Raw genomic sequence first — 26,443 nt, forward strand, 5'->3', positions numbered from 1 at the left:
GAATGTTCGAGTACGACTTCGCCCCCGAGGTCGTCCGCGTCGCGCTCGTGATGGGTGTCGTGCTGAGCATGCTGTTCTACGAGCGTGTGCAGCTGACGACCGGCGGGGCCATCGTCCCGGCCTACCTCGCGCTGAGCGTCACCTCGCCGCTGGCGATCGTGGCGACCGTGTCGGTCGGCTATCTCACCTACCTGATCGTGAGTGTTGTGCTGGCGAAACGGCTGATCCTCTACGGGCGTCGAAAGTTCGAGTGGGAGATGCTCGTCGGCCTGGCGCTGATCCTCATCTGCACCGTCGTGGCGGGAGCCGTCGGCAAGTACGACCCGATGTTCTTCGCGCTCGCCGGAATCGGATTCCTGGTGCCGGGCATCATCGCGCACGACATGTCGCGGCAGGATCCGATGCGGACGGTGCTGGCGATCGGGGCGACGACGCTCATCCTGATCGTGTTCCTGGTGCTGTTCTCGAACCTGATGTCGATCGCGCCGGGCGACGACAGCAGCGATACCGTCCGGCTCGCCGGAGTGCTGGGATATCCGCGTGAGCTGCTGCTGCTCGCGGTGGCACTCAGCGTGGCGGTGGGCATGCTGGTGTTCACCAAACTCGGTCTGCGCTCGGGTGGTTTCATCACCGGTGCATATCTGGCGCTGATCAGCCCGCGATGGCCCGACATCGTCTTCGTGGTGGTCGTCGCGGTCATCACGTGGTTCGTGGTGGTGAAGCTGCTGATGCCGCGCCTGCTCATCTTCGGGCGTCGCAAACTGTCGACGATGGTCTTGGTCGGCGCGATCATCAGCTGGAGTGCCGAGCTGATCGTCACCTGGCTGACCGACGGCGACTACATCCCCTGGCGCGGACTCACCGTCGCGACGCTGATGGTTCCCGCCCTGCTCGCCAATGATGCCCAGCGACAGGGATGGGAGCGGACGGTCTGGGGAGCCACGCTGACTGCAGTCGGGGTCTACGCCGGCACCAACTTCCTGGCGGCCGCAGGCATCGCCCTCGGGCTGCTGTGACGGCGACGAGAGAGAGGTCTCAGTGACGAAAGACGAACGGCGCGGCCGGCGAGTGTGGCGATGGGTGCTGCCGACCGTCGCGACGGCGGCCGTCCTGGCGACGGCCGCAACCGTCGCGGTACACCTGCCGGACCACTCGGTGCAAGCCGATGTCGATCGGGCGACCACGGCCCGCGGTACCGTCGTCGACGAGACCGGGACGCCCGTCGCTGGAGCCTCGATCCGGGTGGGCAGCACCGTCGTACACAGCGGCGACGACGGTGGCTTCACACTGCCGGTTCCGATCGCGGCACTGGCGTCGGCCGAGGCGGCGGGCCACCTGCCACGCACGCAGGCGGTGGCGCCGGGAGACCAGGTCCGGATGGAGTTGACCTCGCGCGCCGCCGAGTCGACGGCGCTGAGGTTCGGCGGTGATGTGATGTTCGGGCGTGGCTTCTACGAGAGGTCGGGTGCCCATCCGCCGCGGCTCGGACCGAGAGCCGACGCCGCCGCACATGCCGATCTGCTGTCCGGAGTCGCTCCGCTGCTGCAGGATTCGGACCTCACCGTCGTGAACCTCGAATCACCTCTGATCGATCGCCCGTACTTCCCGGAGAACCGGCCGCGGCCCAAGCGGTTCCATCCGACGAAGAAGACCGCCGTCGCGTCGGCCACGGAGGCCGCCGAGGCGATGCGCATGTCGGGCGTGAAGGTCGCGTCGCTGGCGAACGACCACATGCTCGACGCACTGCGCCCCGGACTCGACAGCACCCTGTCGGCGCTGGACAAGGCTGGCATTGCCCACTTCGGTGCGGGCCGTGACGAGGACGAGGCGTGGGCGCCGAAGATCGTCCCGCAACGGCGGGGTGGCGCGGTGGCGTTCGTCGGCTGCACCACCGTCGACGGAGAGAAGAACCCGATCCCCTACGTCGCCGACGACGACCGCGCCGGTGCCGCCGAGTGCACCACGAAGCGGATCAGACGTGCTGTCGCACAGGCGAAACAGCGTGCGGAGACCGTGGTCGTCATGATCCACGGCGGCCACCAGGATCAACGAGAACAGTCGCCGACGGTCCGTCGCATGTCGGATGCCGCGGCCCGCGCGGGAGCGTCGGTCGTCGTCGGCAGCCACCCCCGGGTGGTGGGCGGAGTGCGGACCGTCAACGGTTCGGTGATCGCCGAATCCACCGGAGATCTGCTCTACGACCGGCCACGCTGGACGTCGGCGCCCACGCAGCTGCTGCGTGTCGACATCCGACGCGGACAACCCGTGTACACCGGATCCGATCCGGTGATGCTGGAGGAATCGCGTCCGGTCCCGGTGACGGCGGCCCTGGCCGACTCCGTCTCCCGGATCACGGCGGGAACCGTTGAGGGCTCGGCGCATCTGAGCGCGACCGGGGTCGAGATGGGCGCGCGGTCCGGCCCGCCGGTACGTCAGACCGGCGTCGCACTCCCGGCCGGTGCGGTGCGACGACTCTCGACCGGATGGTTCCTCGGCACAGCACCGACGGGTGTACGCGTGGGCAACGATCTCCTCTGGGGCTCCGGCAGATTCGAGGACCAGGACACCGATCCGATGGCGAAGGGGGTGAACCTCTGGGAGCTCGGCCGCGCCGCGCGCACGACGGTCACCGCGGCGTGCACCGACTCCCGGGACCGCGACATCGAGAACGACGGCTCCCCGGAGGGCAAGGGACTGGAACTGGTGCGCGGACCGAAGAGCACGATGGACGTGTTCGCGACCCCAGGTCGTCGGATCGGAGTCGCACCGGGACAACGCGTCTCGCTGCTGGCCGACGTCCGATCGGCCTCGCCGGGGTCCACCCTGGAGATCCGGTGGTACTCGGGCTTCCGCGGCCGCAGCATGGCGACCACCACGACGGCGGTGCCCGAGGGCGACCGGTCTCGAAACGGGTGCCTGCCGGTGCGGCTGGACGCGACCGCACCGCCCGGGGCCGTCGCCGCGCAGCCCTACGTGCGGCTTCGACCGCCCGACGACTCGCTGAGCGGTCCGCGCCTGGCCGTCGACGACGTCCGACTCGTCGATTGGGCGCCTGAGCGCGCTGCGGGCCGACGTTTCGATACGGTGGAGGCGACCCGCCCGGTCACGGTCCGGGTCAGCAGTGACCGGGCGGACGACTCGGGACCGTTCGTCGGAAACGGAGCCGGTGACCGATGACGCGTGTCGACCGGGCCTTTCGGTACTGGGCAGCGGCGGCAGGAGTGATCATCATGACGGTCGCGACCGCGTGTGGCCAGCAGTCGGGTGAGATGCAGCCCGAGGTGCAGCCTGAGAAGCTCAGCTCGGTGGTGTCCCGGGTGATCAAGGCGTCGCCCGACCGCGAATCGTCGAGCTACGCGCCACCCACACCCGCTGTCGCGCAGGCGATCGCCGCCGGGGTCTCCGAACTGATGAACACCGGCCGGGCGAGTCTGGAGTCATACGATCAGGTGCCGGTGGAACTGCCGAACACCGGGCAGGGTGACGAACGTTCGGACTCGGTGGTCGCACTCGTGGAACGCGGCCATCCGACCGCAGGCAACGGCCTGTACATCGTGCGTCGCGCACCGATGTCGCAGCTCGTCGTGCAGATCCCGCACCCGGTCGCCGACCGGTACTCCGAGTACATGGGCACACAGCTGTTCGCGCAGTCCGGTGCCCGGCTGTTCATGATGGCCGGCGCTCATCGCAACGCCGGAGACGACAGCGCCGACGTCGCGCACCGCAGCGACTCCACCTTCGCGGCGGTGAACGACGCCGTGGTGCAGAAGGGGATGACCGTCGTACAGATCCACGGGTTCTCCTCGGACAACCACGACGACTTCGGCGACGTCGTCCTCTCGAACTCGGTGGCGGAACCGTCGCCGACCCTGCGCCGCCTGGCGTCCGACCTCGAGGACGGGGGATTCGACACCTGCACCTACGACGGGAAGAAGTGCAAGGCGCTCGCCGCGACCGCCAACGTGCAGGCCGTCGCCGCCCGCGCCCGGGGGGCGGAGTTCATCCACATCGAGGTGAATCAGAAGGTGCGCAAGGACAGATCCGAACGTCGTCAGCTCATGCGGACGATCGCCGCCTCGCTTCGGGCGTCCGGAGTCGGCTGAGCATGCGACCGCTGCGTCCGCTGTGGGTGGCCGTCGCGGTGGTGGCTGTCGTGGTCGTCGGATTTCTTGTCCTACATGGGCGGTCGACCAGGAGCGTGGCGAACGGAAGACGGAGGCGACCGGGCTCTGTGAGGGCGCCGCGCGCGACGATCTGCGTGAGCGACTGACGACGAGCGGATCGGCCGACGCCGAGTCACAGGCAGCATCGGCGCAGTTCACCGATGTGCGGACACGCACCACCAGCGTCGGCGACGAGGATGACGCTGCACTGCGTCAGGCGGGCCGATCGCGGTCGGCGGTGGCGACCGAGTGGGCGGTGGTCGGGTCGGTGTCGGTGTCGGGGGAGATCCCCAGCGGTGCACGGCTCGGGCCGAACAACACATTCAGCTGCAGTGCAGTCGTTTTCACCGATGGCGAAGTCATGGTCACCGAGCAGCGGATCAACTGACGTCCATCGCCGCGTAGAAGGCGGTCGATTCGCGATGGTGGAGCAGCGCGACAATCCCGGCGGCCAAGACGGCGATGGCGATGTCGAGCACCGCTGTGCCCCCGCCGTCGGCGCCGATCGCGGAGAAGGCGCAGCCGATGATGCCGAGCACGCCGAGGACGGTTGCCGTCGTCCGCGCCCACCGCAACCCGCGATAGTTGCTGCGGGCCATCCAGATCCACAGTGCGATCGCGGCCAAGCTGACGACGATGATGACAACCGCGCCGATCGTGGCGCCGGACTGCAGGGCGCCGGAGAACTCGTCGTCGGAGAGCCCGCCGGCCCTCGCACGCGCGTCGGCGGTTCGTGCCTTGAGGCGTGCCGTGTTCAGGCCGCCCAGCACCACGATCAGTCCTGCGAGTTGCAGGACGGCACCGCAATACATGAGAGCGACGGCGGCCAGGATCGTTCCGGGTCGCTCGACCGTGGGCTCGTACGCGTGCGCATCCGAGCGGGCGGGGGAGTCACGCGAGCCAGTGTGCATGGTGACGAGTATATGGTCGGCCCAGTCGGGAGCCGAGCTCTGTCATTCACGTGGGTGGGCCGCGGCTCCGGGTCGGTCACCCCGACAGGGTTCGCCGGCCGATTGCTGCCGACAGCGCATCGAGTTCGCCGAGGACATCCGGGGCCGCCCAAACCTGATTGCGTTTGCTCGTCGAGATCATTTCGAGGACACCACTGTTGGTCAGTCGGGACAGCGCGCGATATGTACTCGCATCAGACGTTCCGGTGATGCGTTGTGCGGTGTCCGCGTCCATCACCGGCGTACCGAGGAGGGCGTCGATGAGGCATGCGTCGGCTGAGTTGGCCCGAGGTCTGGCTCGGTCGCGCCACTCAGCCGGCAGGCCGGCCAGCACCTGCGCCGACTCTTCCGCGGATGCGACGGCGTGGAGCGTGCCGACGGCGACATACTCAACGAAACCGTCGACGTCTCCGGATCGGTAGCGGCCGAGTTCGGCGAAGTATCTTCCCGTGTCGGCGAGCATGGCGGACGCGAGGGGAACGGTCACTCGATTGGTGAGGCCGCGTCGTCGGAGAATCGCGCTGATCAATGCTCGACCGATTCGGCCGTTGCCGTCGACGAACGGGTGGATCGACTCGAACTGCGCGTGCGCGATCGCTGCCTGCGCCAGGATCGGGAGGTCGGTTCTGTTGGAGAACTCGATCACATCGCTCATCAGAGTCGTGACCAGATCTGGTGGGGGCGGAACGAACAGGGCGTTACGGGGTGAGTAGTCGCTGCCGCCGATCCAGTTCTGCACTTCACGAAGGCGCCCGACGTCGTCCGGCTCGTGTCGGCCGACGGACATGAGAGTGTCGTGCGCCCGCAGTAAGAGACTCAGGGATATCGCCTCCGATCCCGCGGCGTCGACCATCGTGATCAGTGCGTGGACGGCGGCCAGCTGAGCCCGCGCCTCGGCACTGGACCTGCCGCCTGCGAGAGCTTTTCCGAATGATCGGAGATCAGCGTCGACGTGCTCGATCTTCGATGACGCGATCGATTCGGTCCGTAGGAGGAAGTCGGCGAGAGGGGCGAGATGAGCGCCGTGGCCGGCCTCCAAGCGAGCGACCGCTATCACCGCGGCCTCATGCGCGCGGGCAGCCGTACCGGTCACCTCGTAGGGAAGGCCGGCGATGAAGGGTGGGATCGCCACCTCGATCGATCGGAGTAATCGATCGGCGCGCGACGGGGCGCGTCCGCTGGACACCCACGGACGCTCTTCCACACGGCACGACGGCCAGCCCATGCGACGCCTCCTAGGGAAAGTGCAACTGAAACCGCCACTATTATACTTTTCTAGGGACAAACGTAGTTATGAGTCGTTTGAATTGTGGATGGGAGCGCGTCCGCAGACAACCGTGATCCCCACCTCCGGGGGAAGGTGGGGATCACGGCGCTACCGGTTGTCGATCTGTGGCCCGCTCACCACTGATCGAAACCGACGTTCACCATCGGGTAACGGCTGCTGATGTTGTGGCTCATCCAGTAGTTCTGGGCGTGCGGTCCCCAGATGCCGCTCATCGCAGTGTTGGTGTTGCCCTTCATGTTCTCGATCTCGTAATTGGCGGTCGGACCGAAAAACCCGATGCGGTACTGCGCGTTGGCGGTCAGCGAGTTCGCGAACGGCGCGACGGCGGTGACCGTCTCGCTGGCCCCCGGGTAGAGGACGCGCTGCGGGGCGTTGACCCATTGGCCGCCCTGGCCGGTGGTGGAACCGATCAGGTATTCCGGCTTGTCGGTGTGGTTCGTGATCGTCATCGCGATCGTCGGCTCACCGGGGCGGGTCACGGGCATGGTGCCGGCGTTGGCGGCCCCGGCGACTGCGAAACCGATGCCTGCGGTCGCGGCGACGGCGGCGATTCCGGCGGTGATGCGGCGGGTCTTGGTGTTCATGAGCGGGTCTCCTCGGTGTGGGGCCGGGTGGGTTGTTCCGGCGACACCAATGACGTTGCCCTGGTCAGGACGTTGTCGGAGTCCGTCGACTGGCTGATTGACCGGTGGATGGCGGCGTCCACCGATCGGGGGACAGGGGTGCGGGCATCAATTCAGGTGACCGCTGTGCAGGGCTGCTGCTACCCTTCCCTCCGACCGCCGAGACGGCGCGAAGGGAGGTGGTACCCGTGATCGATACATCCGAGTGGGTGCTCCCTTCGCAGTGCGGACTGTCCTGACATCAGGTGTCGCGGGAGTGCCCCCACAGCACGGCATTCGCGAAAGGCACCACCATGAGCTCTCTCATTCTGCACTCCGAGGCGTCGTCCGACGGCGTCCTCGAACGTGACTTCTCCGTCGGCGACATCCCCGGCACCCTGTGGGCGCCGGCCGATCCGACAGCCCCGACCACGCTCATCCTGATGGGCCACGGCGGCGGACTGCACCGTCGTCTGCCCGCCCAGATCCGTCGTGCCGAGCACTCGGTGCGAGCGCACGGCTTCACCGTCGCGAGCATCGACGCGCCCGGGCACGGTGACCGACCCCGCTCGGCCGACGACGAGAAATCGGTCGCCGCGATCGGGCATGCCCGACGCCACGGCGAACCGCTCGCACCGATCATCGCCGACCTCAACCACTCCCTGGCCGAACGCGCGGTACCGGAGTGGCGGCACGTGCTCGACGAACTGCAGCAGCTGCCCGATATCGGCACCGAGGCGCCGGTCGGCTACGCGGGGATGACGCTGGGTACGGCCATCGGAATCCCGTTGACGGCGAATGACTCTCGCATCTCCGCTGCTATGTTCGGCGGGTACTTCGACTACGGCAGCCTCATCGAGGCGGCTCGCCGCATCACCGTGCCGGTCGACCTCATCGTGTCGTGGGACGACCCGGAGATCCCGAAAGAGACCGCGCTGCGGTTGTTCGACGCCATCGGCTCCGATGACAAGATGCTGCGGGCGCATGTCGGAACGCACGAGCGGATTCCGGCACACGAAGGCGAGCACACGGCTCTGTTCTTCCGGCAGCACCTGTGAGGCACCGTGTCACGTGCCGCAATCGGTCTGGGTATCTCCGACGGCGATGAGGTAGGCGAACCCGGCGATCGCGATCAGACACACGACGACTGCCGCGGACAACCGTAGGAGGCGAAGGCGTTCGATAGCTCGGCGGCGTCGGATTGCCTGCGCCGCCACGAGCGTACCGAGGCCGATCATCACCACGCCGGTGCCGGTCAGGGTCCACTGCCAGCGAGCAGCATCGGAGTGGCGTTCGTCGACGCTCGAGTAGGAGGGATCGCAGAAGTCGCCGCCGCCCTTGAGCGTGGCGAGCGTTGCCAGGACGACCACACCGGCGACGAACGGTGACGCGACGGCGAAGAGCCATGGCCAGATGTCAGGCGCAACGCGACGACGCCCGTTACCCGACGACATCGTCACCATCGGAATCCGAGTCGGGTGTCAGTTCCGCAAGCGATTGCGCCAGAAGCGTGTTCGTCGTCTCGGTGAGGGTGACCCGGGTGGCGGCGTCGGCCAGTGCGCGCAGCTGGATCAGCGTCAGCGTCGCCTCGGTGAGCCGACGGTCCCCGGCGTCGTCCGATGACGCAGTGCCGGTGAGTGTGTCGGCGGCGTCGACCATCGCCTGGCCGAGCGACTCGAAGGCGGGCGCGACCTTCTCGATGACGTCGATGACCAGCGATGCGGGCCGCTGTTCGGTGACGAGCGGGAGGATCGCGTCGAGAAGCGCGGGCTCACTGACGATCACGTCGTCGGGAGTGGTGATCCGGAGGATCTTGAGGTATTGGAGTCGTTCGGCGTCGTCGGCGAGGACGCCGACGTCGGCGAGGTCGGCCAGGGTGGTCGACCGTGTCGTCGGCGACTGCTCGATGTCGGCGAGCTCCGTCTCCAGACCGAGGATGTCGCCGAGCTGCCGGCCCTCCTGCCACGCGGTCATGAGTTCGTCGATGTGGGCGATCGTGTATCCCCGCGACAGCATCGAACTGATCAGGGCGAGTCGTCGGACATGGGACTCGGAGTACAAAGCGATCCGTCCGACGCGATGGGGCGGCGCCAACAGGCCGCGCTCGCGGTACACGCGGATGTTGCGGGTCGTGACCCCGGAGACGCGCGCGAGGTCGTCGATGCGGTATTGCGCGACGGGCGGTTGTCCGCGGGCCTGCCGCGTTGCATTGGCGAGGAGTTTGGTCACCGAGATCTCGAGGTCGCGAGACTGCCTGCCCACGTACGACGGTGTGGCCGACATGTGCTCGATCAGCGCGGCCACTTGCGCCAGGCGCGTCGACGATGCTCGGGCCACCCGGTCTTCTCCTTGCTCGGGGATCGTGTTGTCCCAGCGTACCGTCTGGATTCTGTTTCACCAGTAAATGTGCCATTGACAGATGGCGCAATTGGTGTTGCGATCGAGATGTGACTCAGAACTCACGAGCTTCCCGCCGGGCGGCCTGGCTGGCGCGGCGAACGCTGCGCCCGTTCGCCGAGATCCTCCCGGCCGGACCGCTGCAGATCCACACGTCTCGGGCGCTTGTCGCCGCGGGAATGCTGATCGGCTGTCCGCCACCGCATCACGTCCGGATCGACAAACTCGGCACCGGGACCTTCCGCGGGGAGTGGGTCTATCCGCCCGAGACAAGCGAGTCGCGGCAGGTGATCCTGTATGTGCACGGCAGCGGATATGCGATCTGTTCGGCGCGGACCCATCGCGGCATCGTCGCCCGGCTCGCCCATCTGACCGGCATGCCCGCCTTCACCGTCGACTATCGGCTCGCCCCCGAGCATCCCTTCCCGGCGGCCGCCGACGATGTGGAAGCGGCCTACGCCTGGTTGCAGGACATCGGCTACCGCGCCGGGAACATCACCCTCGTCGGAGACTCCGCCGGCGGCCATCTGATCCTGGACCTGTTGGCGGAGAACGTTCGTCGCAGTCGTCCGCAACCACGGTCGGTGGTGATGATGTCGCCGCTCGTCGACCTGACCCTGGAACTGGCCCGACGACGCGAACGTGAGGTCGCGCCGGATCCGCTCATCTCGGCCCGTGCGGCACGACGCCTCGTCCGTCACTACACGGCCGATCATCCCGACGATCTGCCGCGGCTGAAGCTGACACTCGACCGCGCCGATGACCTGCCGCGCACCCTGATCCAGGCCGGCGGCGCAGAGATGCTCGTCGCCGACGCCGAGGAGGCACGACGGATGCTGGTCGACGCCGGCGCCGACTGCACGCTCGAGATCTGGCCGGGACAACTCCATGTGTTCCAAGCACTTCCGGCGTTGATCCCGGAGGCGATACCTGCCCTGCGCACCGTGGCGGCCTTCATCACCGAACCATTCGCGACAACCGTGACGGCCGAGAAGGTTTCGGCTCAGCAGAAGGGATACGCCACCGCATGACAACCAGGAGATCTCACGACGCACGAGCCGTGGTGACCGGCGCCGGCAGTGGCATCGGACGAGCCTTCGCCCTCGAACTCGCCCGCCGCGGCAGCCGCGTGCTGTGCGCCGACATCGACATCGACCGGGCATCCGAGACGGTCCGGATGATCGACGACGCCGGCCATGGTGAGGCCACTGCGATCTTCTGCGACGTCGCCGACGTCGAGGATCTGCGGACGCTCGCCGACCGGGCCCCCGACCTCCTCGGCGGCCCGACCAGCATGATGATCAACAACGCCGGCGTCGGAATCGGTGGTAAAGCGGTAGGGGCCATCGGGCTCGACGACTGGCAGTGGGCGCTCGACATCAACCTCCGCGGCATGGTCTACGGCTCCGAACTGTTCCTGCCGCAACTGCGTGAGTCGCGTCGTGGCGGGCTGATCAACGTGGCATCGGCGGCGGCGTTCTCCGCGGCCCCCGGCATGGCCGCCTACAACGTCGGCAAGGCGGGTGTGCTAGCGCTGTCGGAGACGATCGCGGCCGAACTGTCCGGAACGGATCTGGCCGTCACCGTGTTGTGCCCGACCTTTGTGCAGACCAACGTCGCCGCCGACGGCCGGATCACCGGCGAGGCGATGAAGGTGGCCGAGGCGCTCATGCGACGCACCGGACGATCCGCGGAGCAGGTGGCGCGGCAGACGCTCGACGCCAACGACCGCGGGCGACTGTACGTGGTCCCGCAGTTCGACGCCAAGGCGATCTGGCTTGCCAAGCGACTCATGCCGCGTACCTACGCCTTCGGGGCCGGGCTTCTCCATCGCATTCAGCCGCAGCTGGCCGTCACCCGCTCGGTCACCGCAACCACCACCGGTGCCGAGACGCCGACAACCACAGCGCGCAAGCGCATCCCGGAAGGAGTGTGACATGCCGATCATCCTCGAGGACATGCTGCAGACCATCAAGGACCGCCAGTGGGCGCTCGCCGACATCGACTGGGATGCACCCGGGGCCGAGCTGATCACCGACGAGCAGAAGCCGAAACTCAAGGCGTTCATGGCCGACCTCGTATGGATCGAGAACGTCGGCGCCCGTGGATTCGCCGCGCTGGCGAAGAAGGCGCCCGACGACACCCTCGCCGAGATCTACCGCTACTTCCACGCCGAAGAGCAGAAGCACGCCAACGCCGAACTCGCGCTGATGCGCCGGTGGGGGATGCTCGAGGACGACGAGGTACCCGAGCCGAATGTCAACATCCGGCTTGCCATCGAATGGCTCGACACCTTCTCCGATCGGATGTCGTTGTCGGTGCTGGGCACGGTGATCCCGATGCTGGAGGTCGCGCTCGACGGCGCCCTGCTCAAGTTCCTCCTCGAGGAGGTCAAGGATCCCGTCTGCCATGAGGCGTTCCGCAAGATCAACGCCGACGAATCACGCCACCTCGCCGTCGATTTCCATGCACTCGACATGATCGGCAACTCGCGGCTGCGCAAACTCATCGTCGAGGCGGTCGGCACGGTCGCGTCGCCGGGCGTCATCATCGGCGCGCTGATGTACGTGCCGTTGCTGAACAAGATGCGCGACAACATCGTCGACATGGGTCTCAGTGAGGACAGACTCTACGAGGCGATGAAGCGCTTCAAGAAGAACGGTGAACGCGGCAACGGGACGAGGTTGCTCACCTACCAGGTGCTCAAGTATCACGCCGGGTGGGTCATCAACCGGGACAGTCCCTATCATTACTTCGCCGATGCGATGGTCAAGCTGACGGATCACTATCCGCGATCGCTGCTGCGTTCGCAGCCCACATGGTCGAAGGAACTGACGTACGAGCCGGTCGCATGAGCGCCCCCGCCGTCGATACGACGACCCTCATCATCGGTGCCGGATTCGCCGGCATCGGGACCGCCATCCGGTTGCTCCAGCAGGGCCACGATGATTTCGTCATCCTCGAGCGCGATGTCCGGCCCGGCGGAACATGGCGCGACGATGTCTATCCGGGCGCTGCCTGCGACATCCCGTCCCGGCTGTACTCGTACTCGTTCGCACCGAATCCCGAGTGGTCACATACCTATTCGGGCAGCAACGAGATCCTTGCGTACATCGATCGGATGGTGGCCGACCACGACCTCGAACGCTTCATCCGGTACTCGCACCTCGCGACCGGGATGGAGTTCGACGAGGCGACCGGTACGTGGCGCGTCGACGTCGCCGGCCGCGAGCCGATCGTCGCGCGGACCGTGGTGGTGGCGTCCGGGCCGCTGTCGACGCCGGGCTACCCCGACATCACCGGTCTCGACGACTACACCGGGCATCGGATGCACTCCGCGGCATGGGATCACAGCTACGACTTCGCCGGCAAGAAGGTCGGTGTGATCGGTACCGGGGCGAGTGCGGTACAGATCATCCCGGAGCTCGTGGACGCCGGCGCCCAGGTGACGGTCTATCAGCGCACCCCCGGGTGGGTGCTGCCGCGTCTCGATCGGCGCATCACATCTGCCACCCGCCAGATCTATCGGACGATGCCCGGCACACAGACCGCGGCCCGGCGGCTGTGGTTCTGGGGACACGAGTCCGTCGCCCTCGGCGCGGTGTGGAACTCGCCGTTCACCCGGGTCATCGAGGGTGTCGCAAAGCTGAATCTGCGCGCCCAGGTGAGCGATCCGTGGATGCGGCGGCAGCTGACACCGGATTTCCGCGCAGGCTGCAAGCGGCTGTTGATGACCAGCGACTACTACCCGGCACTGCAGGCCGACAACTGCACGCTGATCACGTGGCCCATCGCCCGCATCTGCGAGCAGGGCGTGCGGACCGTCGAGGGGATCGAGCGGCACTTCGATTGCTTGGTGTTCGCGACCGGGTTCGAGATCGCCAAACAGGGCACACCCATTCCCATCCGTGGGCGGAACGGACGTGTGCTGGCCGATGAATGGTCCCGTGGCGCATACGCATACAAGAGTTTTGCGGTGTCGGGGTACCCGAACCTGTACTTCACGTTCGGTCCGAACTCCGGTCCCGGTCACAACTCCGCACTGGTCTACATGGAAGCGCAGATCGACGTGATCGTCACCGCCATCTCCCTCGTTCGCGACCGCGGCCTGAAGCTGCTCGACGTCCACCGGCCGGCGCAGAACGCCTACAACCGTGCGATCCAGAAGCGCCTGGAGCGGACGACCTGGAACTCCGGCTGTCGCAGTTGGTATCTCACCGACGACGGCTTCAACGCCACCATGTTCCCCGGGTTCGCGACCCAGTTCATCGCGCAGATGCGATCGGTCGACTTCACCCGTGATTTCCGGGCGGTGGCGGGTGACGAGGTCAGTCTCGAGGTGTGCTCACCGTCGCTCGCGTAACGCGCGCAGGTACACCGACGCCCACGTGCGGAAGGGCCGCCACAACCCGGACACCTCGGCGACGGTCCGATCGGCGCCGTAGAGGTCGGCGATCTCGGCGTCGAGTCGTCGTTCGTGGGACGGGACCGCGTCCGGGGCATTGGCTCCGCGCAGCACGATGAGTTCGGCGGCGAATGGGCCGATCCCCGTGATCGATTGCACCGACTCGATCGCATCGTCCGGTGACAGCGACCGCAGATGGGCCGTGTCGAGGTGGCCGTCGAGCGCGGCGTCGGCGACGGCGTGCAGGTAGTCGGCCTTGCGGCCGGGCAGGTCGAGGTCGAGGCTGCGCAGCCGGTCAGGTGCGGGAAACGCGCCGTCGTCGCCGTGCTCGGTGATGAGTCGTCGGCGGAGCGTGGCTGCCTGTTCCATCCGGACGCGCTGGGAGAGCACCGCCCACGCGGCAGCCTCATAGGCGGAGTGGAAACCGCACGGCCGCAGTCCCGGAAGCTGCTGCTGCGCACGGCCGATCACCGGATCGCGATCGCCGACGGCCGGCCAGTCGCGCGCGTCGACGTCGAGAGCGAGGAACCAGGCGGTCTGCTCGGACGCGGCGGCGAGGTCGCCGTCGCCGGTGACGGTGAGCTCGGCGACCTGTCCGCGCTGGCCGACGGTCACCTGGGCGGACGACCAGTCGGCGTCGACCCGGAACACCGTCGACAACGTTCCCGATCTCTGGTCCGAGTCCAGCGCTGCCGGGGTGAAGCCCTCCCAGAATTGGCGGCTCGTGTCGAGCGACCACGGCCCGAGGACCTCGCGCCGCACGGTGTGGGTGCTGCTCATGGTGGTCCGATCTGTCGTCGATCAGACCCGTCATCCGATCGTGTGAATCGCCGGTGTTCCTCATTGATGCTGACACGCGCGGTCGCATCCTGCCGATAGGACGTACGACCATCCCATCGGCCCGAATCGAGTCTCCGTCATGTCTGATGCGACCACCCCTCCAAACCCCGCAGACTCGATGCCGGAGAATGCACGGCAGCCGGTCGACCATGCGCCCGAACCGTTCGATCAGTCGATCCGCCGGCCGATCGCACCGATCCCACCGATGCGGCCTGAGCCGATGGCGGTGTCGTCGGGTCTGGCGATGAAGCGCCGCAACCCGTTTGCCGTCTGGCTCGGACTTCCCCTGATCACCCTCGGCATCTACTACTTCGTCTGGTACTACAAGATCCACAAGGAGATGGCCGAGTTCGATCGGCGCCGGCAGATCCCCGTCGTCGGACCGATGCTGGTGCTGGTCCTGCTGAGTTGGACCGTCATCGCGCCGCTGATCAGTTACGAACCTGCTCTACATGCAGTTCGAACTCAACAAGGTCGTCGACCGCTATCCCGGCGCGGAACCGCATACGACCGTGCCGCTGTTCGTCTGACGGCGTCCGGTTCGTCGGGGCCATCGAGTAGACCGACGATTCGCAAGTATCAGTTGTTCGACCAACCTGCGTAGTCACCTACGCGTTACCCCGGCGCCGCCCGTGGACACGATCGACTGGTGCACAGATCCCCGCCGCACAGTCACCTATCAGGAGTCATCATGTCCACCACCACCTCTACTCCAGGGCGTCGTTCCCGCACGACGGCAGCAGTGGCGACGTTCGCCGCGGCGGCAGGAGCCGCCACCCTCGTCCTTGCCGCGCCCGCATCGGCGCAGACCACCAGTGTCTCGGTGACGCCGGGACCCGGCGGCAGGATCGGGACGAGCTGTACCTACGACGTCGTCGCCCCGGTCACCGGACCCAACACGGTGCGATTCTGGGACAACGGCGCACTCATCGCCGGAAGTCCCGTCCCCGTGTCCGGAGGCGTCGCCACCATCAAGTGGACGCCCACCACCCGCGGCACGCACACCATCAGTGCACAGCAGGGTACCGGCAACGGACCGATCCGCTACACCACCGTCCAGGTCCGCCGGGGCATCAATACCGGGTTCGTCTGCATCGTGTTGTGAGCGCGATGCTCTGACATCGCGTCCTGACCTGCCCGTTCGACCACCGTTGCGAGGGTGGGGCCGGCGTCCCCCGGTCGGCCCCACCCGTCCCGGTCCCCGCATCCGACATTCGCGGGAACTTTTCGCACACCCGGGTGCGACCAATTCATGACAGCGCGAGACACCCCGCCGCGCGCCCACATGAAGGAGTACCCGACATGGTCACCACCACCCTCAAGCGCACCGCCGCCGCCGGACTGCTCGCCGCCGCTGCCGGCGCCACGTTGCTCACCGTCCCGGCCGAGGCCAACGCCGACACCGGGCACATCTACGGCGCCATCGCCATCTCGCCGCGCACCGGCAACACCGCCTACGCCATCAACTACTCGACCTCGACCGCCGCCAAGCGTGCCGCCGAGGCCAAGTGCGGCGCCTCCGACTGCCAGTGGGTGGTCCAGATGGACCGCAACTGCGGCGCCGTCACCCAGCAGTCGTCCACCCGTCGGTGGGGCTGGGCCTACGCACCGACCCGTCGGGCCGCCGAGGTCACCGCTGCGAGCAAGTCGGGTCCGGGATCGCGGACCGTCATCTGGGCGTGCACGGCGGGGGCATAGTCCTAGGGTGGTCCCATGTCTGCTCTCGACAGCCCCGATCACGACCTCGCCCGCCGCCTCGACGACCTCGACCGCATCGAGGCGATCAAGCAACTGAAGCATCGCTACTGGCGGGCGTGCGATGGCAAGGACCCCAAAGGTTTTCGTGACTGCTTCATCGCCTCGGGGGCGCGGATCGACTATGGTCCGCTCGGCGCATTCGACGACGCCGAACCGATGGCGGCGATCTTCGCCCAGGTCGCGTTGCATCGGGTCGACGGCGAGTACGTCATCTTCGACATGCACCACGGATTGCACCCGGAGATCACGCTGACGTCGGACACGACAGCGACCGGTCGGTGGACGCTGAAGTTCCGACAGGTCAACCTCCTCGACCGCACCGAGACGGTGATGACCGGAGAGTACGACGACGAGTACGTCGTCGAGGGCGGGACATGGAAGATGGCGGCCAGCACTCTCACCGAGAGATGGTCGGTGACACGCCCGTTGGGCGACAATGGGGTGATCCGGCCGGGGACCTTCGTAACAGGGGCCTAGTCTGCGAGGCGGCCGTTCAGCCGTTCGAGCGCGTCAGCCGGATCCAGGCTCCCGGGCTCGCGGCCCTCGATCACCAATCTGGCCGTGTCGTCCTGGATCAGTTCGTTGACCGGGGTCGGGACGCCATGGAGTCGGCCCTGTAGGACGATTTCTCCTGTCAGATAGTCGATCTCACTGTCACGGGCACCGCGGGTGACGCTCTGCCAGGTGGAACTGCCGTTGCTGTCCTCGCCGGTGTCGCGGCGGACGATGTGATTGCCGCGTCGCTCCTTGTCGACGGCGTCGCTGACCACGTCGATACCGGCGGCCTCGAGGACGGTCTCGCCTTCGGCGCGAGCGCGACGCATCAGCTCGCCGATCGCGTCGCCGTCTCGGCGGTAGCTGGCATCGATGCCGTTGCCGAGATTGAGGACGAGCTTGCGGTACTTCCAGGCCATGATGTCGGCGCGGGGCTGTGACTGGAAGCCGGCGGCGCGAAGGTTACGGGAGATCTCCTCGGCAGTGTCGTCCATGCCATCGTCGATGCCGCCGCTGATGCCGCCGTCGGTACCGCCGGGAAATCGACCGACGTCGAGGATGCCCGGTGCCGCCGACGATCCCTGCACCACGACCCCGGGCTCGAGATGCAGCGCGGGGAGCATCACGCAGATGGAATAGGTGCGCGGGAAGCGGCGCAGGATGGCCGTCTCGTTGGCGACGCCGTTCTGCGCGGACACGATCGGCGTGTTTCGTGGGGCGTGCGCTTGGAGGTCGTTCAGGACTGCTGCCGTCTGCTGCGACTTCACACATATGAAGACCACGGTGTCGTCGGTCCACTCGACCTCGGATGCATTCGCTGCCGCCGGAACTGCGAGTGTCTCGGCACCCTCGGCCAGGTCGAGCGTGAGTCCGCGTTCTCTGATGGCGGCGAGGTGGTCGCCGCGGGCGATCACGGTTGTGGGGATGCCGGCTCGGAACAGATGACCGCCGACGACACCACCGATGGCGCCGGCCCCGTAGATCACGAAATGCATGGCCTCCAGAGTAGGGACACCGGCCCACATGCTTGACCTCAAGTGAACATGAGGTTCTACTGTCGGGCGCATGACCAGAGAAATGCAGCCGCCGATCCGGCAACCCATCGGATTCTGGACGGTCCGTGCAGGTGAGGCGATTGGTCGACGAACTCGCGCTCGCCTCGCCGACGTCGGTGTGGCGCAGCCCGAATGGTGGGTCCTGCATCAGCTGTCGCTGCATCCCGCGGGCCTCGACGACGACACGATGATCGCGACAGTCGGACCCAATGCGGGCGACGACGCGATCGTCGCGGCCATCGCCAGTGTCATCGCCAATGGGTGGGTCGAACGCCGGGGCGATCGATTGTGGTCGACATCCGCGGGGCACGACCGGTTCGAGGTAGCCGCACAGGTGCAGCGGGAACTGGAAGCCGAGCGTCGGCACGGGATCTCCGACGACGACTACGAGACGACCATCCGTGTCCTGCAACGAACCATCGCCAACGTCGGTGGGGACGCCTGGCACTGGTGAACGGTCGGCGCTGGTGAACCGCGGGCGGGCGGTGGCACGCTGGTGGGCATGGCTGAGGACGACGCCGGGGAGGTCGAGCGCACCCTCGATGGACACCACATCGTCGTCGACGGCCGGAAGTGGCGGGCGACCGATCCGCTGATCCCCGACGACCGGCAGGCCGAGTTGGTATCGATCCTGATGGCGTGGCGTCGTGAGGTCCGGCGAACGAACGGAGGTCGTGCGGCACGCGACGGAGTCCAGGCAGCGAAAGTGGCACTCGGCGAACGCGGGACACCGTGGTGGGAGCAGTCAGAGGACGAGCGGCGGGCGCGGTGGGAGACCGCGGTGGAACGGCCGGCGTCGGAGAACTGAGACGCCGCGGCGACGATGCGCACGGGTTACGCGCACGGTGATCGTTTCGGCCGTCGGGTGTCCCGGTCGGGAAGTGCGGCCGTTGCCGTCGCGTTGGCACAGACATGACCACCGGAGTTGCCCAGACCGGAGTTGCCCAGACCGGAGTTGCCCTGTCCACCTTCGCCACCGACCCGACGACGACCGACGTCGTCGGCCGAGCCATCGATCTCGCCGACGAAGCTGCGCGGGCCGGGATCGACGGTGTCTGGTTCGGCCAACTGTTCAGCTATGACGCGGTGACCCTCGCGGCCCTGGTGGGCCGCGCCGTCGAGTCGGTCACGGTCGGGACGTCGGTGATCCCGCTCTATCCGCGACATCCGATCCACCTCGCCGCCGCAGCGAAGACCGCTCAGGCCGCGACCGGCGGACGCTTTCAGCTCGGCGTCGGGCTGGGAGCGCGTGATCTCACTGAGCCGACATTCGGTATCGAATTGCCACCGCCGATCCGCGGGCTGCGCGATCATCTGACGGCGCTGCGTCCGCTGCTCGACGGCAGACAGGATGCGGTGCGCACCGAGACGATCACCGCGGCGCCGCCACTCCCGACGGCGGTGGCCGGTGCGGAGGAACAGATACCGCTGATCGTCGCAGCGATGGGACCGCAGGCTCTGCGTGCTGCCGGCGAACTGGCCGACGGGACACTGCCGTTCCTCGCCGGACCGAAGGTCATCCGGGAGCACATCGCTCCGGTGATTCGGAAGGCGGCGGCCGACGCCGGGCGACCCGAGCCACGCATCATCGCGGCAGTACCCGCGGTCGTCACCGACGACGTGGACCGTGCCCGCGCTGCGGCTGCCGAGTCGGCTGCGTTCTACGACCGGATCCCCTCGTATCAGCGGGTGATCGAACTGAACGGGTCGTCGAAGGCCGCTGATCTGTTCGTGATCGGTGACGAGGTCGTGGTCGCCGATGGTCTCCAGGAGTACCTGGACGCCGGGGCGACGGAAGTCGTTGTCACGCAGGCAGATCTGATCGGCGACGATACCCGCGCCCGGACTTGGGAAGTGGTCGGGCGATGGGCGTCGGGGAGTCGGTGACATCAGAATCCGGGAGGTGGTCCGCCATTGTTCCGCTTTCGGTTTCGTGATCGCTCCGCACGGCGGCGGGCGTGTTTGTCCGCCACCCGGTTGCCGGCTCGGGTGGGGCGTTCGTCGGTCGGATGCTTCGGAGACGCTCGGTGCGGGACGTCGAATCGGATTCGGCGTAGCCCTGGGAAGAGATCTTCGTTGGACTCGGCCTCACCGGGTATCACGTACCCCTCCGGCGTGATGAACTCGGTGACCAGTCGTCCGTCGTCGTCGCGGTACTGATCGTCGAGCCAGTCACCGAACGTCTTCAGCAGATGCCCGGGCCGGCACTTCGCGTTCAGGTTCTCCGCCGACGTCCGACCGCCACGGCCAGGGTCCTCGTGGTCATACTCGTGGACGTGGTCGAGGTCGCACTCGAAAGCACTCTTCGCGCAGCCGGGTTCGACGCAGATGCCGTCCCGAACTCGGATGAACGTGTCCAGCGCGGACGACGGTCTATACGAGTCGACGCCGTGCGCGGACAGGGTGAACGTGCCATCCGGGTTCTGCGGTGTGCCCGGTGGTACCAGGTAGGACAGCTTGGTATCTGGACGGGCAGCGATGTCGCGCACGTGTTCGTCCGAGATCACCCCATGACCGTCGAGGTATCCGGGGTTGTCGGCTGTGCCGGTGATCGTCGACTCATCGGCGATGACGTGGATGATGATCTTCGCGTCGGCCGGCGGCATGGTCCCCGGCTCGGGGACGATGGCGATGCAGTCCTCGCGCCCGCACTGACATTCGAATGCGGTGCCCGACAGGAGTGCGAATGCCGCGTCCGACATGCGCTGAGACTTCGTCCGATCGTCATGCTCGCACGCGCACTCCGCCAGCGCGGCGATGCTCGCGTGGGCGATGCGAATGTTCTCGGCGGACATCGTCGCGGTGATCTCACCGATGCCGTCGCCGCGTGACTCGGTCCACACGCCGCGGTCGCCGAGCGCCGCCTTGCGTCGGTCGCGGACGCCGTTCGGGTCGCGGCGGAAAATGATGCGATCGGCCATGTTCCGCAGCGCGCGCTTGGACCAGGTGCCCCTGCGAGTACGCAACCGTTCGGCGATCTCGGCGTCGACGAACGGGGCGTAGGACTGGTCGTCGATGAGATCGGTGCTGACGATGAGCACCTGAGCCTGCCAGGGCGCGATCAGTCCGTCACGCAGACAGGCGAACACAGCCGGCAGACGATCCCGTAGGGCGACCGCCTCGGTGAGGAGATTCTCGGCGCGGTGACGAGAGATGCAGCGTAGCTTCGCGATCCGTGCCGCGCAGTCGGCGAACCCGTCGACGACGAATCCGTCGGTGTCGGTGCGGGCCGTGACCAAGCGGTCGTGCATGACCGCGGCCGACTGATAATCGCAGTAGGCAAGGTAGGAGCGGCCGGCATCGATCGAGCGCAGACCGTCGAGGAGGTCGTTGATCGGCTGCTCGGAGGCCGCGTCCGGATCGATGCCGCCGACGAACTCGGCCGGCAGATCGCGCCACGACACCGACGACGGCGACGGAGCGGGCGATGCAGGTGAGGACACCACGAACCTTCCAGAGCATGCGGACACGGTCGCAGGACCACCATCGTCGTCAGCATTTCTCTGGTCGACTCGCCGAAGCGGGGCCGGCAAACTCGTCATCTCGTCCTGGTGCCCACCAAGCTACAACACCCGACCGACAAGATTGTTCGCGCAGCTCACAGGGGTGAATCGCCGTCGATGACCGCCAGTCCGCGATGGATGGTCTGGTCCACGTCGAGGGCGATCTGCCGGTGTCTCTCGGCGGCCGCGCGGTTGCCGATGAGGTCGGCCATCTCGGCGAGGACGACATCCATCGGACCGAACGCCACACTCGCCGAATTGAGCCCGGCCACCGTGCCCGACCACGGCACCAGGATCTCGTACAACTCGGTGGCGGCGTCGGACATGCCCAACCGCACGAGGGCCCGGGCGTGGAACACCTCGAGTGCGGTCCAGTAGTAGTCGCGGCTGACGTACGGGCGCGACTCGGCGATCGCGCGGGCCTCCTCGTCTCGCCCGGCGTCCAGGAGCGCGACGACGTGCACCCACGCGATGGAGTGCGGAGCCTGGGTGAAGAGTGCCTCGGTGAGCTCGACCAGTTCGCCGATCGAGCCGCGGACCCATCCCACCGACAGCTGCCCGATCAACACGAACTCACCGCCCGACGGCAACCCGGAGGCGGTGAGTTGTTGTCCGAGATGGGTGTACGCGTGTTCGGCGCGGGCCAGGTTGCCTCGCATCAATTCCAGGACGGCGTTGAACGACGAGAGCACGACGACCAGCTCGCCCAGCCGGCCGCCGGACGCGCACTCCATCGCCCGGTTCATCTCGTCGACCGCACCCGGCAGGTCGTTGAGTCCGGCGCGGAGCATGAACTGATAGAAGCGGGCGGCGGCCTCGTACTCCAGACTGTTCGCGGCCTGCGCCGCCGCGAGGAACTCCCCGGCAATGCTCGGGTGCTCCTCGCGCAGATCAGGTCCCAGCGAGGTGAAGGCACGTGCGTTCATTGCCGCGCACCGCAACTCCGGATCGTCGTACTGCGCAGCGATCTCGACTGCCTCGCGTGCACACTCGAGGGCGAACTGATCCTGGTTGCCCTCGAACTCGAAGACGGCCGTCAGCAGCAGCCGTGCCCGGTCGGCCCCGGTGGTGTCGGGAAGCGCCTCGAGGAGCGCGGTGGTCATCACCTCGTCGGCGACACCCTTCTGCCGGGTGGTCCAGATCGTCGGGGTCCGCCAGCACGTGAGAGCGGCCAGGATGACCGGACGATCATCCGTGGTCTCCGCCAACCGCAGGGCCTGCGCCCGACGAGTGCGCGCCGCCGTGATGTCGCCGCGATGGGCCAGCGCGGTGACGAGCTCGCACAGGGACAACACCATCGCGACCCTGTCCTCCCGCGGCGCGCTCGGTCGATCGTGGCCCGCGAGATCGTGAAGATCGACGGCGTGCTGCCACAGCGCGGCGGAGTCCGCGGCGAGTTCGGATTCCGACCGCAGGCGAGCCGCATCGGTGACGATCGAGACAGCCTGGGAAGCAGTGGAACCGGATGCTCCCAGCGCGGCGTGGACCGCCAGTACGTCGCCCGGCACCTGACCACCCGACTGCAGGTATTCGAGTGTGCACCAATGAGTCCGACGTCGCCTCAGCGTCGGGATGCTGTCATACACCGCGTCGCGCATCAGCACGTGGTTGAACCACACGCGGTCGCCCTCCGTGCTGAGCAACCCGGCGACGGTCGCGGTGTCGATGGCGTCGAGGACGGTATCCTCGGCGCCGGACGGATCGGGCCACAGCGACACCACGGTGTCCACGTCGGCGCTGCGCCCGGAGACCGCGATCAGCCGCAACACGGCCACCGTCTCGTCCGGAAGCCTCTCGACGCGGCGCAGCAGGACCTCCCGGACACCGTTCGGCACCGCCGTCTCGGCGTCGCGCGGCCCGCGGGAAGCCACCAGCTTCGCCAGCTCCCGCACGAACAGCGGATTGCCGTCGGTGCGCGACCGCAACAACTCGAGTGTGGGATCGTCGACGGGGTCGAGTCCGACCTCGGCTCCCAGGGCGCGGATACCGTCGTCGGAAAGCCCTGCAAGCGCGAGGATGTCGGCCGTGGAGGAGATCAACGATGCGCCCGTCGCCATCAGTTCGGTGCCCGCCTCCGACGGGCGGTAGGTGGCGACCACCAGAACCGGACGGTCGGCGAGCCATGCCACCATCTGACGCAGGACCTGCAGTGTGGCGCTGTCGGCGCGGTGCACGTCGTCGAGGGCGACGACGGTCCCGACGCCGCCGGTCAGGCCGGATGCGCAGGCGGAGCGGACCTGACGTGCGATGAGGAACGGGTCGTCGAGTTCGTTGTCGCCACCGAGCTCGCCGACGATCTCGCGCCACGCCCAGGCAGTGGGCGCACCCTCGACCTCGGGACAGTGACCGACCGCGGCGGCCCACCCGGCGGCACGGAGACGGCTGACGAGGAGTTGCGTGATCGTCGACTTCCCACCGCCGGCCTCGGCGGTGATCCATACGACGCGAAGTCCGGTGCGCACCACTGTGTCCGCGTGTTCGAGGAGCTTCTCGATCTCGAGTTCGCGACCGGCGTGCTCCCGATCGGTCGCCGGTTGGGATCGAGGCGGAGACACCGCTGCTGCCGGTGATAGCGCGGGCCGCGTTGTCGTCGGGGTGTCGAGTTGCAGCGCCGGATCCTGCTGCAGGATGGCGGCTTCCAACTCCCGCACCGGTGGTGACGGATCGACGCCGAGCTCGTCGGCGAGATACTCGCGCACGGTACGCAGGGTGTGCAGCGCGTCGGCTTGCCGCCCGAGCCGATACTGTGCCAGCGCGACGAGCCGGAACAGCTCCTCGCGCGCAGGATGCCGCTCGCACGGTCCGGTGAGCGCCGACACCACCTCGGCGGGCCGTCCCAGTGCCAGCGCCGCCGCGGCACGCTGCTCGACGGCGGTCAGAGAGAGCTCATTGCAGCGCGCCACCTCCGCGCGAGCCCAGTCGTCGGTGGCGTGCGGCCCGAACGGCTCACCGTGCCACAGCGCGAGTGCCTCGCCCAGCTGGGCGTATCGATCCTCGGGGGCGCCGTCGGACCCGGACACCAGATCCTCGAAGCGCCACAGGTCGACGGCCTCGCGCGGTAGCCGCAGGGCATACCCGGGCGCCTCGCTGACGAGGATGCGGGCGGGAGTCCGGGGAGGGCGATTCGGTTCGAGGATGCGACGCAGGTTGGAGATGTGGACCTGTAGGCCGCCCAGCGCCTTTGGCGGCGGCTCACTGTTCCACAGGTCGTCGATGAGGCGGTCCGTCGAGACGACATGACCGTCGGCCGCGACGAGCCGTGCCAGCACGGCACGCTCACGGCGTGATTTGATCTCCGCGAGACGGCCGTCGACCTCGGCCCTGGCCGTTCCCGACATCGTCACCGTGACAGAGGGCGTCGTCGGGACGTCAGACGACATCTCTCACGCTCCTCGATCCGGCCACATCGGGTCCCGCCTCCGTTCTCTGACGTGAGGATAGCGGTTGGCCGCCTGACCTCGCGCGTCGTTCAGTCGGCGGATGGAGGCATCTCCGCGGCGTCGACGACGAACTGCACGAACATCGGGTCCGTCACCGCCTGCGCGGGCAGACCCGGCGCGACGTCGGCGTAGGCCTGCAGCCCGTGCATGGCGGGCCGGAGGACACTGATCAGCCCGGCCTCCCCTCGCACGACCCGCCGGGGGACCTCGTCACTGCCGGCGATGGTGAGGCCCGGAGCGGACAGATCGAGGATCAGCTGATCGCCGGACGCCGGCGTGGTCGAGCCGAACAGTTCGGCAGGCCCCGTGAGATGCACAGTGCGTGCCGCACGTTGCCGTGCGGCACGGTGCTCGGCCACCTCCGGTGGCCCGGGTCGGGTGATGGCGCTGATGGCGACGCCGATCACCGCGCCTATCACCGTACGGATCTCGTCGGCGCCGGAGGACTCTGCGGACGAGTCTGGAAAGCGGTCGACCGCCTCCACGGCGCGATACTTCTGGCAGCCCGGAACTTCATTCCATCGATGGCCGTCGCGCCGGAAACTGCAACTGGATTCGTGCACCGACGTGACGGTCGCGACGATGTCCGGCGCAATCATCGAGGTGTCATGCCACGTCAGGACCAGGCGAACTCGGCGGGAGTTGTTCCGCAGCAACCGTATTCCCAGCCGGACACGTGGGCGGGGACAGGCTCGTGCGCGCCCACGGGACCGACCGTCACGCCGCCACCGTCCGGAACAGGTTGAGCTTGTAGGTACGCACGGGCGGGAACCACCGCAGCGCGCGCATGCCATAGCGGTGTTTGCGGGGCCAGGTGCGTGCCACGGCCCGCTGTGGGGTGGCGAACGTGTGGGACGCGACGAACTCGAGGCCGAATTGTTCGAGGGCGGTCGGGTCGTCGCAGATCCACTTCATCCGCGCCGGCACCTGCTTGAACACCGGATTACGATCCTGGCTGTTCATCATCAGCGCGCCACCGGTGTCGAAGGCGATCGCCGTCGACGGAAACGCCTGCGCCAGTTGACGCAAGGCGCCGTGGACCTCCGCCTCGGGGAAGTAGAGCAGGACCGCCTCGCTCACCAGGAAGATCGGTCCCGAACGCTCCCGGACGCGGTCGTGCCACGCCGACGAGAAGAGCGAGTCGGCGATCATGGTGTAGCGGCTGGTTTCCTCGAAGAACCGTCCGCGCAACGCCATCGTGTCGTCGACGTCGAGGTCGAACCACCGCACGCGCCCGTTGTCGAGACGATCGAACCGGGTGGACAGCCCGCAGCCGAGATCGACGACGGTGCCGGCGGGATGCTGTCGAAGGAAGTCGCGGATGAACCCGTCGATGATGGACGCCCGCAACACCGCGCCGCCGAGCGACGGCCCGGTGAACTTCGTGAAGTCGTAGTCGATGTCCTTCACCAACTGCACCGCCATGTCGTCGCGCAGGATGCTGTGCGAGGACTGCGCGTCGCGGGCCCGCCCGTACAGCGGGATGAGTAGCGTTTCCTGGACCTCGCCCAACGACACCTCTTCGACCATGGGCCCACCGTAGTCGG

The 26,443-nt window shown here is 67.5% G+C and carries 27 protein-coding genes; 16 read left to right on the forward strand and 11 right to left on the reverse strand.

Features of this window, described 5'->3' with window-relative positions:
• Window positions 1-2 precede the first annotated feature (2 nt).
• Genes QSJ19_RS15225 through QSJ19_RS15240 form a run of 4 tightly spaced genes read left to right on the forward strand, consistent with a single transcriptional unit; the run spans window position 3 to window position 4,551 of the window.
• Window positions 3-1,016 carry a poly-gamma-glutamate biosynthesis protein PgsC/CapC gene (locus tag QSJ19_RS15225; protein ID WP_286321585.1) on the forward strand — a complete coding sequence of 338 codons (1,014 nt, stop codon included), beginning with the start codon at window positions 3-5 and terminating at the stop codon, window positions 1,014-1,016.
• Between the two features lie 22 nt (window positions 1,017-1,038).
• Entirely contained in the window at window positions 1,039-3,177 is a 2,139-nt protein-coding gene (locus QSJ19_RS15230) for a CapA family protein (protein WP_286321587.1), read from the forward strand.
• Window positions 3,174-4,103, forward strand: a complete 930-nt coding sequence (locus QSJ19_RS15235; RefSeq protein ID WP_286321589.1) for a hypothetical protein — start codon at window positions 3,174-3,176, stop codon at window positions 4,101-4,103. Before QSJ19_RS15230 ends, QSJ19_RS15235 begins: the two co-directional genes overlap by 4 nt.
• 22 nt (window positions 4,104-4,125) lie before the next feature.
• On the forward strand, window positions 4,126-4,551 hold the full coding sequence (locus tag QSJ19_RS15240; RefSeq protein WP_286321590.1) for a hypothetical protein: 426 nt from the start codon (window positions 4,126-4,128) through the stop codon (window positions 4,549-4,551).
• Here the strand turns inward: QSJ19_RS15240 and QSJ19_RS15245 are convergent.
• The 3 genes from QSJ19_RS15245 to QSJ19_RS15255 form a co-directional block, all read right to left on the reverse strand.
• Window positions 4,544-5,074 (reverse strand): hypothetical protein, encoded by a 531-nt coding sequence (locus QSJ19_RS15245; protein WP_286321591.1) that lies wholly within the window; start codon window positions 5,072-5,074, stop codon window positions 4,544-4,546. The two genes, QSJ19_RS15240 and QSJ19_RS15245, sit on opposite strands and share 8 nt — an antisense overlap.
• 76 nt (window positions 5,075-5,150) lie before the next feature.
• Window positions 5,151-6,338 carry a Fic family protein gene (locus QSJ19_RS15250; protein ID WP_286321592.1) on the reverse strand — a complete coding sequence of 396 codons (1,188 nt, stop codon included), beginning with the start codon at window positions 6,336-6,338 and terminating at the stop codon, window positions 5,151-5,153.
• 176 nt (window positions 6,339-6,514) lie between these two features.
• Window positions 6,515-6,985: a hypothetical protein gene (locus QSJ19_RS15255; RefSeq protein ID WP_286321594.1), complete on the reverse strand. Its 471-nt coding sequence runs from the start codon at window positions 6,983-6,985 to the stop codon at window positions 6,515-6,517.
• Window positions 6,986-7,317: 332 nt separating this feature from the next.
• On the opposite strand from QSJ19_RS15255, the gene QSJ19_RS15260 reads away from it, so the two are divergent.
• Window positions 7,318-8,061 (forward strand): dienelactone hydrolase family protein, encoded by a 744-nt coding sequence (locus tag QSJ19_RS15260; RefSeq protein WP_286321595.1) that lies wholly within the window; start codon window positions 7,318-7,320, stop codon window positions 8,059-8,061.
• Between the two features lie 9 nt (window positions 8,062-8,070).
• Here QSJ19_RS15260 and QSJ19_RS15265 read toward each other — a convergent pair whose 3' ends face one another.
• Together QSJ19_RS15265 and QSJ19_RS15270 are read right to left on the reverse strand one after the other, a co-directional pair.
• Window positions 8,071-8,457 carry a hypothetical protein gene (locus tag QSJ19_RS15265; RefSeq protein ID WP_286321596.1) on the reverse strand — a complete coding sequence of 129 codons (387 nt, stop codon included), beginning with the start codon at window positions 8,455-8,457 and terminating at the stop codon, window positions 8,071-8,073.
• Window positions 8,444-9,340, reverse strand: coding sequence for a MerR family transcriptional regulator (locus tag QSJ19_RS15270; protein WP_286321597.1), 897 nt, complete (start codon window positions 9,338-9,340; stop codon window positions 8,444-8,446). Before QSJ19_RS15270 ends, QSJ19_RS15265 begins: the two co-directional genes overlap by 14 nt.
• 110 nt (window positions 9,341-9,450) lie before the next feature.
• On the opposite strand from QSJ19_RS15270, the gene QSJ19_RS15275 reads away from it, so the two are divergent.
• The 4 genes from QSJ19_RS15275 to QSJ19_RS15290 are packed head-to-tail and all read left to right on the forward strand — an operon-like array spanning window position 9,451 to window position 13,763.
• Window positions 9,451-10,431 carry an alpha/beta hydrolase gene (locus tag QSJ19_RS15275; protein ID WP_286321598.1) on the forward strand — a complete coding sequence of 327 codons (981 nt, stop codon included), beginning with the start codon at window positions 9,451-9,453 and terminating at the stop codon, window positions 10,429-10,431.
• On the forward strand, window positions 10,428-11,336 hold the full coding sequence (locus tag QSJ19_RS15280) for an SDR family NAD(P)-dependent oxidoreductase (RefSeq protein WP_286321599.1): 909 nt from the start codon (window positions 10,428-10,430) through the stop codon (window positions 11,334-11,336). The genes QSJ19_RS15275 and QSJ19_RS15280 overlap by 4 nt, the downstream gene beginning before the upstream one ends.
• Window position 11,337: 1 nt before the next feature.
• The gene (locus QSJ19_RS15285) at window positions 11,338-12,255 is read left to right on the forward strand and encodes a ferritin family protein (RefSeq protein WP_286321600.1); all 918 of its coding nucleotides are present in this window, start codon (window positions 11,338-11,340) and stop codon (window positions 12,253-12,255) included.
• Window positions 12,252-13,763 (forward strand): flavin-containing monooxygenase, encoded by a 1,512-nt coding sequence (locus tag QSJ19_RS15290; protein ID WP_286321602.1) that lies wholly within the window; start codon window positions 12,252-12,254, stop codon window positions 13,761-13,763. The genes QSJ19_RS15285 and QSJ19_RS15290 overlap by 4 nt, the downstream gene beginning before the upstream one ends.
• Here QSJ19_RS15290 and QSJ19_RS15295 read toward each other — a convergent pair.
• Window positions 13,746-14,585, reverse strand: coding sequence for a DNA-3-methyladenine glycosylase family protein (locus QSJ19_RS15295; protein WP_286321604.1), 840 nt, complete (start codon window positions 14,583-14,585; stop codon window positions 13,746-13,748). The two genes, QSJ19_RS15290 and QSJ19_RS15295, sit on opposite strands and share 18 nt — an antisense overlap.
• A 139-nt stretch (window positions 14,586-14,724) precedes the next feature.
• On the opposite strand from QSJ19_RS15295, the gene QSJ19_RS15300 reads away from it, so the two are divergent.
• The 4 genes from QSJ19_RS15300 to QSJ19_RS15315 all read left to right on the forward strand — a co-directional run bounded on the left by QSJ19_RS15300 (window position 14,725) and on the right by QSJ19_RS15315 (window position 16,880).
• Complete coding sequence (locus tag QSJ19_RS15300) at window positions 14,725-15,249, forward strand: DUF4234 domain-containing protein (protein ID WP_286321606.1); 525 nt, start codon at window positions 14,725-14,727, stop codon at window positions 15,247-15,249.
• 87 nt (window positions 15,250-15,336) lie between these two features.
• The gene (locus QSJ19_RS15305; RefSeq protein ID WP_286321622.1) at window positions 15,337-15,750 is read left to right on the forward strand and encodes a hypothetical protein; all 414 of its coding nucleotides are present in this window, start codon (window positions 15,337-15,339) and stop codon (window positions 15,748-15,750) included.
• Between the two features lie 197 nt (window positions 15,751-15,947).
• Entirely contained in the window at window positions 15,948-16,343 is a 396-nt protein-coding gene (locus QSJ19_RS15310; RefSeq protein WP_286321624.1) for a DUF4189 domain-containing protein, read from the forward strand.
• A gap of 15 nt (window positions 16,344-16,358) precedes the next feature.
• A complete protein-coding gene (locus QSJ19_RS15315) occupies window positions 16,359-16,880 on the forward strand; it encodes a nuclear transport factor 2 family protein (protein WP_286321625.1) in 522 nt (173 codons plus the stop codon).
• Here the strand turns inward: QSJ19_RS15315 and QSJ19_RS15320 are convergent.
• Complete coding sequence (locus tag QSJ19_RS15320) at window positions 16,877-17,893, reverse strand: ketopantoate reductase family protein (RefSeq protein WP_286321626.1); 1,017 nt, start codon at window positions 17,891-17,893, stop codon at window positions 16,877-16,879. The genes QSJ19_RS15315 and QSJ19_RS15320 overlap by 4 nt on opposite strands.
• Window positions 17,894-17,963: 70 nt before the next feature.
• Between QSJ19_RS15320 and QSJ19_RS15325 the strand changes: the two genes are divergently transcribed.
• From QSJ19_RS15325 to QSJ19_RS15335, 3 genes are all read left to right on the forward strand, one after another.
• A complete protein-coding gene (locus QSJ19_RS15325) occupies window positions 17,964-18,407 on the forward strand; it encodes a MarR family winged helix-turn-helix transcriptional regulator (RefSeq protein ID WP_286321628.1) in 444 nt (147 codons plus the stop codon).
• A 48-nt stretch (window positions 18,408-18,455) separates the two neighbouring features.
• The gene (locus QSJ19_RS15330; RefSeq protein WP_286321630.1) at window positions 18,456-18,761 is read left to right on the forward strand and encodes a hypothetical protein; all 306 of its coding nucleotides are present in this window, start codon (window positions 18,456-18,458) and stop codon (window positions 18,759-18,761) included.
• 104 nt (window positions 18,762-18,865) lie between these two features.
• The gene (locus QSJ19_RS15335) at window positions 18,866-19,840 is read left to right on the forward strand and encodes a TIGR03564 family F420-dependent LLM class oxidoreductase (RefSeq protein ID WP_286321632.1); all 975 of its coding nucleotides are present in this window, start codon (window positions 18,866-18,868) and stop codon (window positions 19,838-19,840) included.
• 2 nt (window positions 19,841-19,842) lie between these two features.
• Here the strand turns inward: QSJ19_RS15335 and QSJ19_RS15340 are convergent, their stop codons facing one another.
• From QSJ19_RS15340 to QSJ19_RS15355, 4 genes are all read right to left on the reverse strand, one after another.
• Window positions 19,843-21,399 carry an HNH endonuclease signature motif containing protein gene (locus tag QSJ19_RS15340; RefSeq protein ID WP_502876192.1) on the reverse strand — a complete coding sequence of 519 codons (1,557 nt, stop codon included), beginning with the start codon at window positions 21,397-21,399 and terminating at the stop codon, window positions 19,843-19,845.
• A 152-nt stretch (window positions 21,400-21,551) separates the two neighbouring features.
• Window positions 21,552-24,836: an ATP-binding protein gene (locus tag QSJ19_RS15345; RefSeq protein WP_286321634.1), complete on the reverse strand. Its 3,285-nt coding sequence runs from the start codon at window positions 24,834-24,836 to the stop codon at window positions 21,552-21,554.
• 89 nt (window positions 24,837-24,925) lie between these two features.
• Window positions 24,926-25,495 carry a hypothetical protein gene (locus QSJ19_RS15350; protein ID WP_286321635.1) on the reverse strand — a complete coding sequence of 190 codons (570 nt, stop codon included), beginning with the start codon at window positions 25,493-25,495 and terminating at the stop codon, window positions 24,926-24,928.
• Window positions 25,496-25,613: 118 nt separating this feature from the next.
• On the reverse strand, window positions 25,614-26,426 hold the full coding sequence (locus tag QSJ19_RS15355; protein WP_286321636.1) for a class I SAM-dependent methyltransferase: 813 nt from the start codon (window positions 26,424-26,426) through the stop codon (window positions 25,614-25,616).
• Window positions 26,427-26,443: the final 17 nt, after the last annotated feature.

Source organism: Gordonia sp. ABSL11-1, from assembly GCF_030315685.1.
In the GTDB taxonomy this organism is placed as follows: domain Bacteria; phylum Actinomycetota; class Actinomycetes; order Mycobacteriales; family Mycobacteriaceae; genus Gordonia.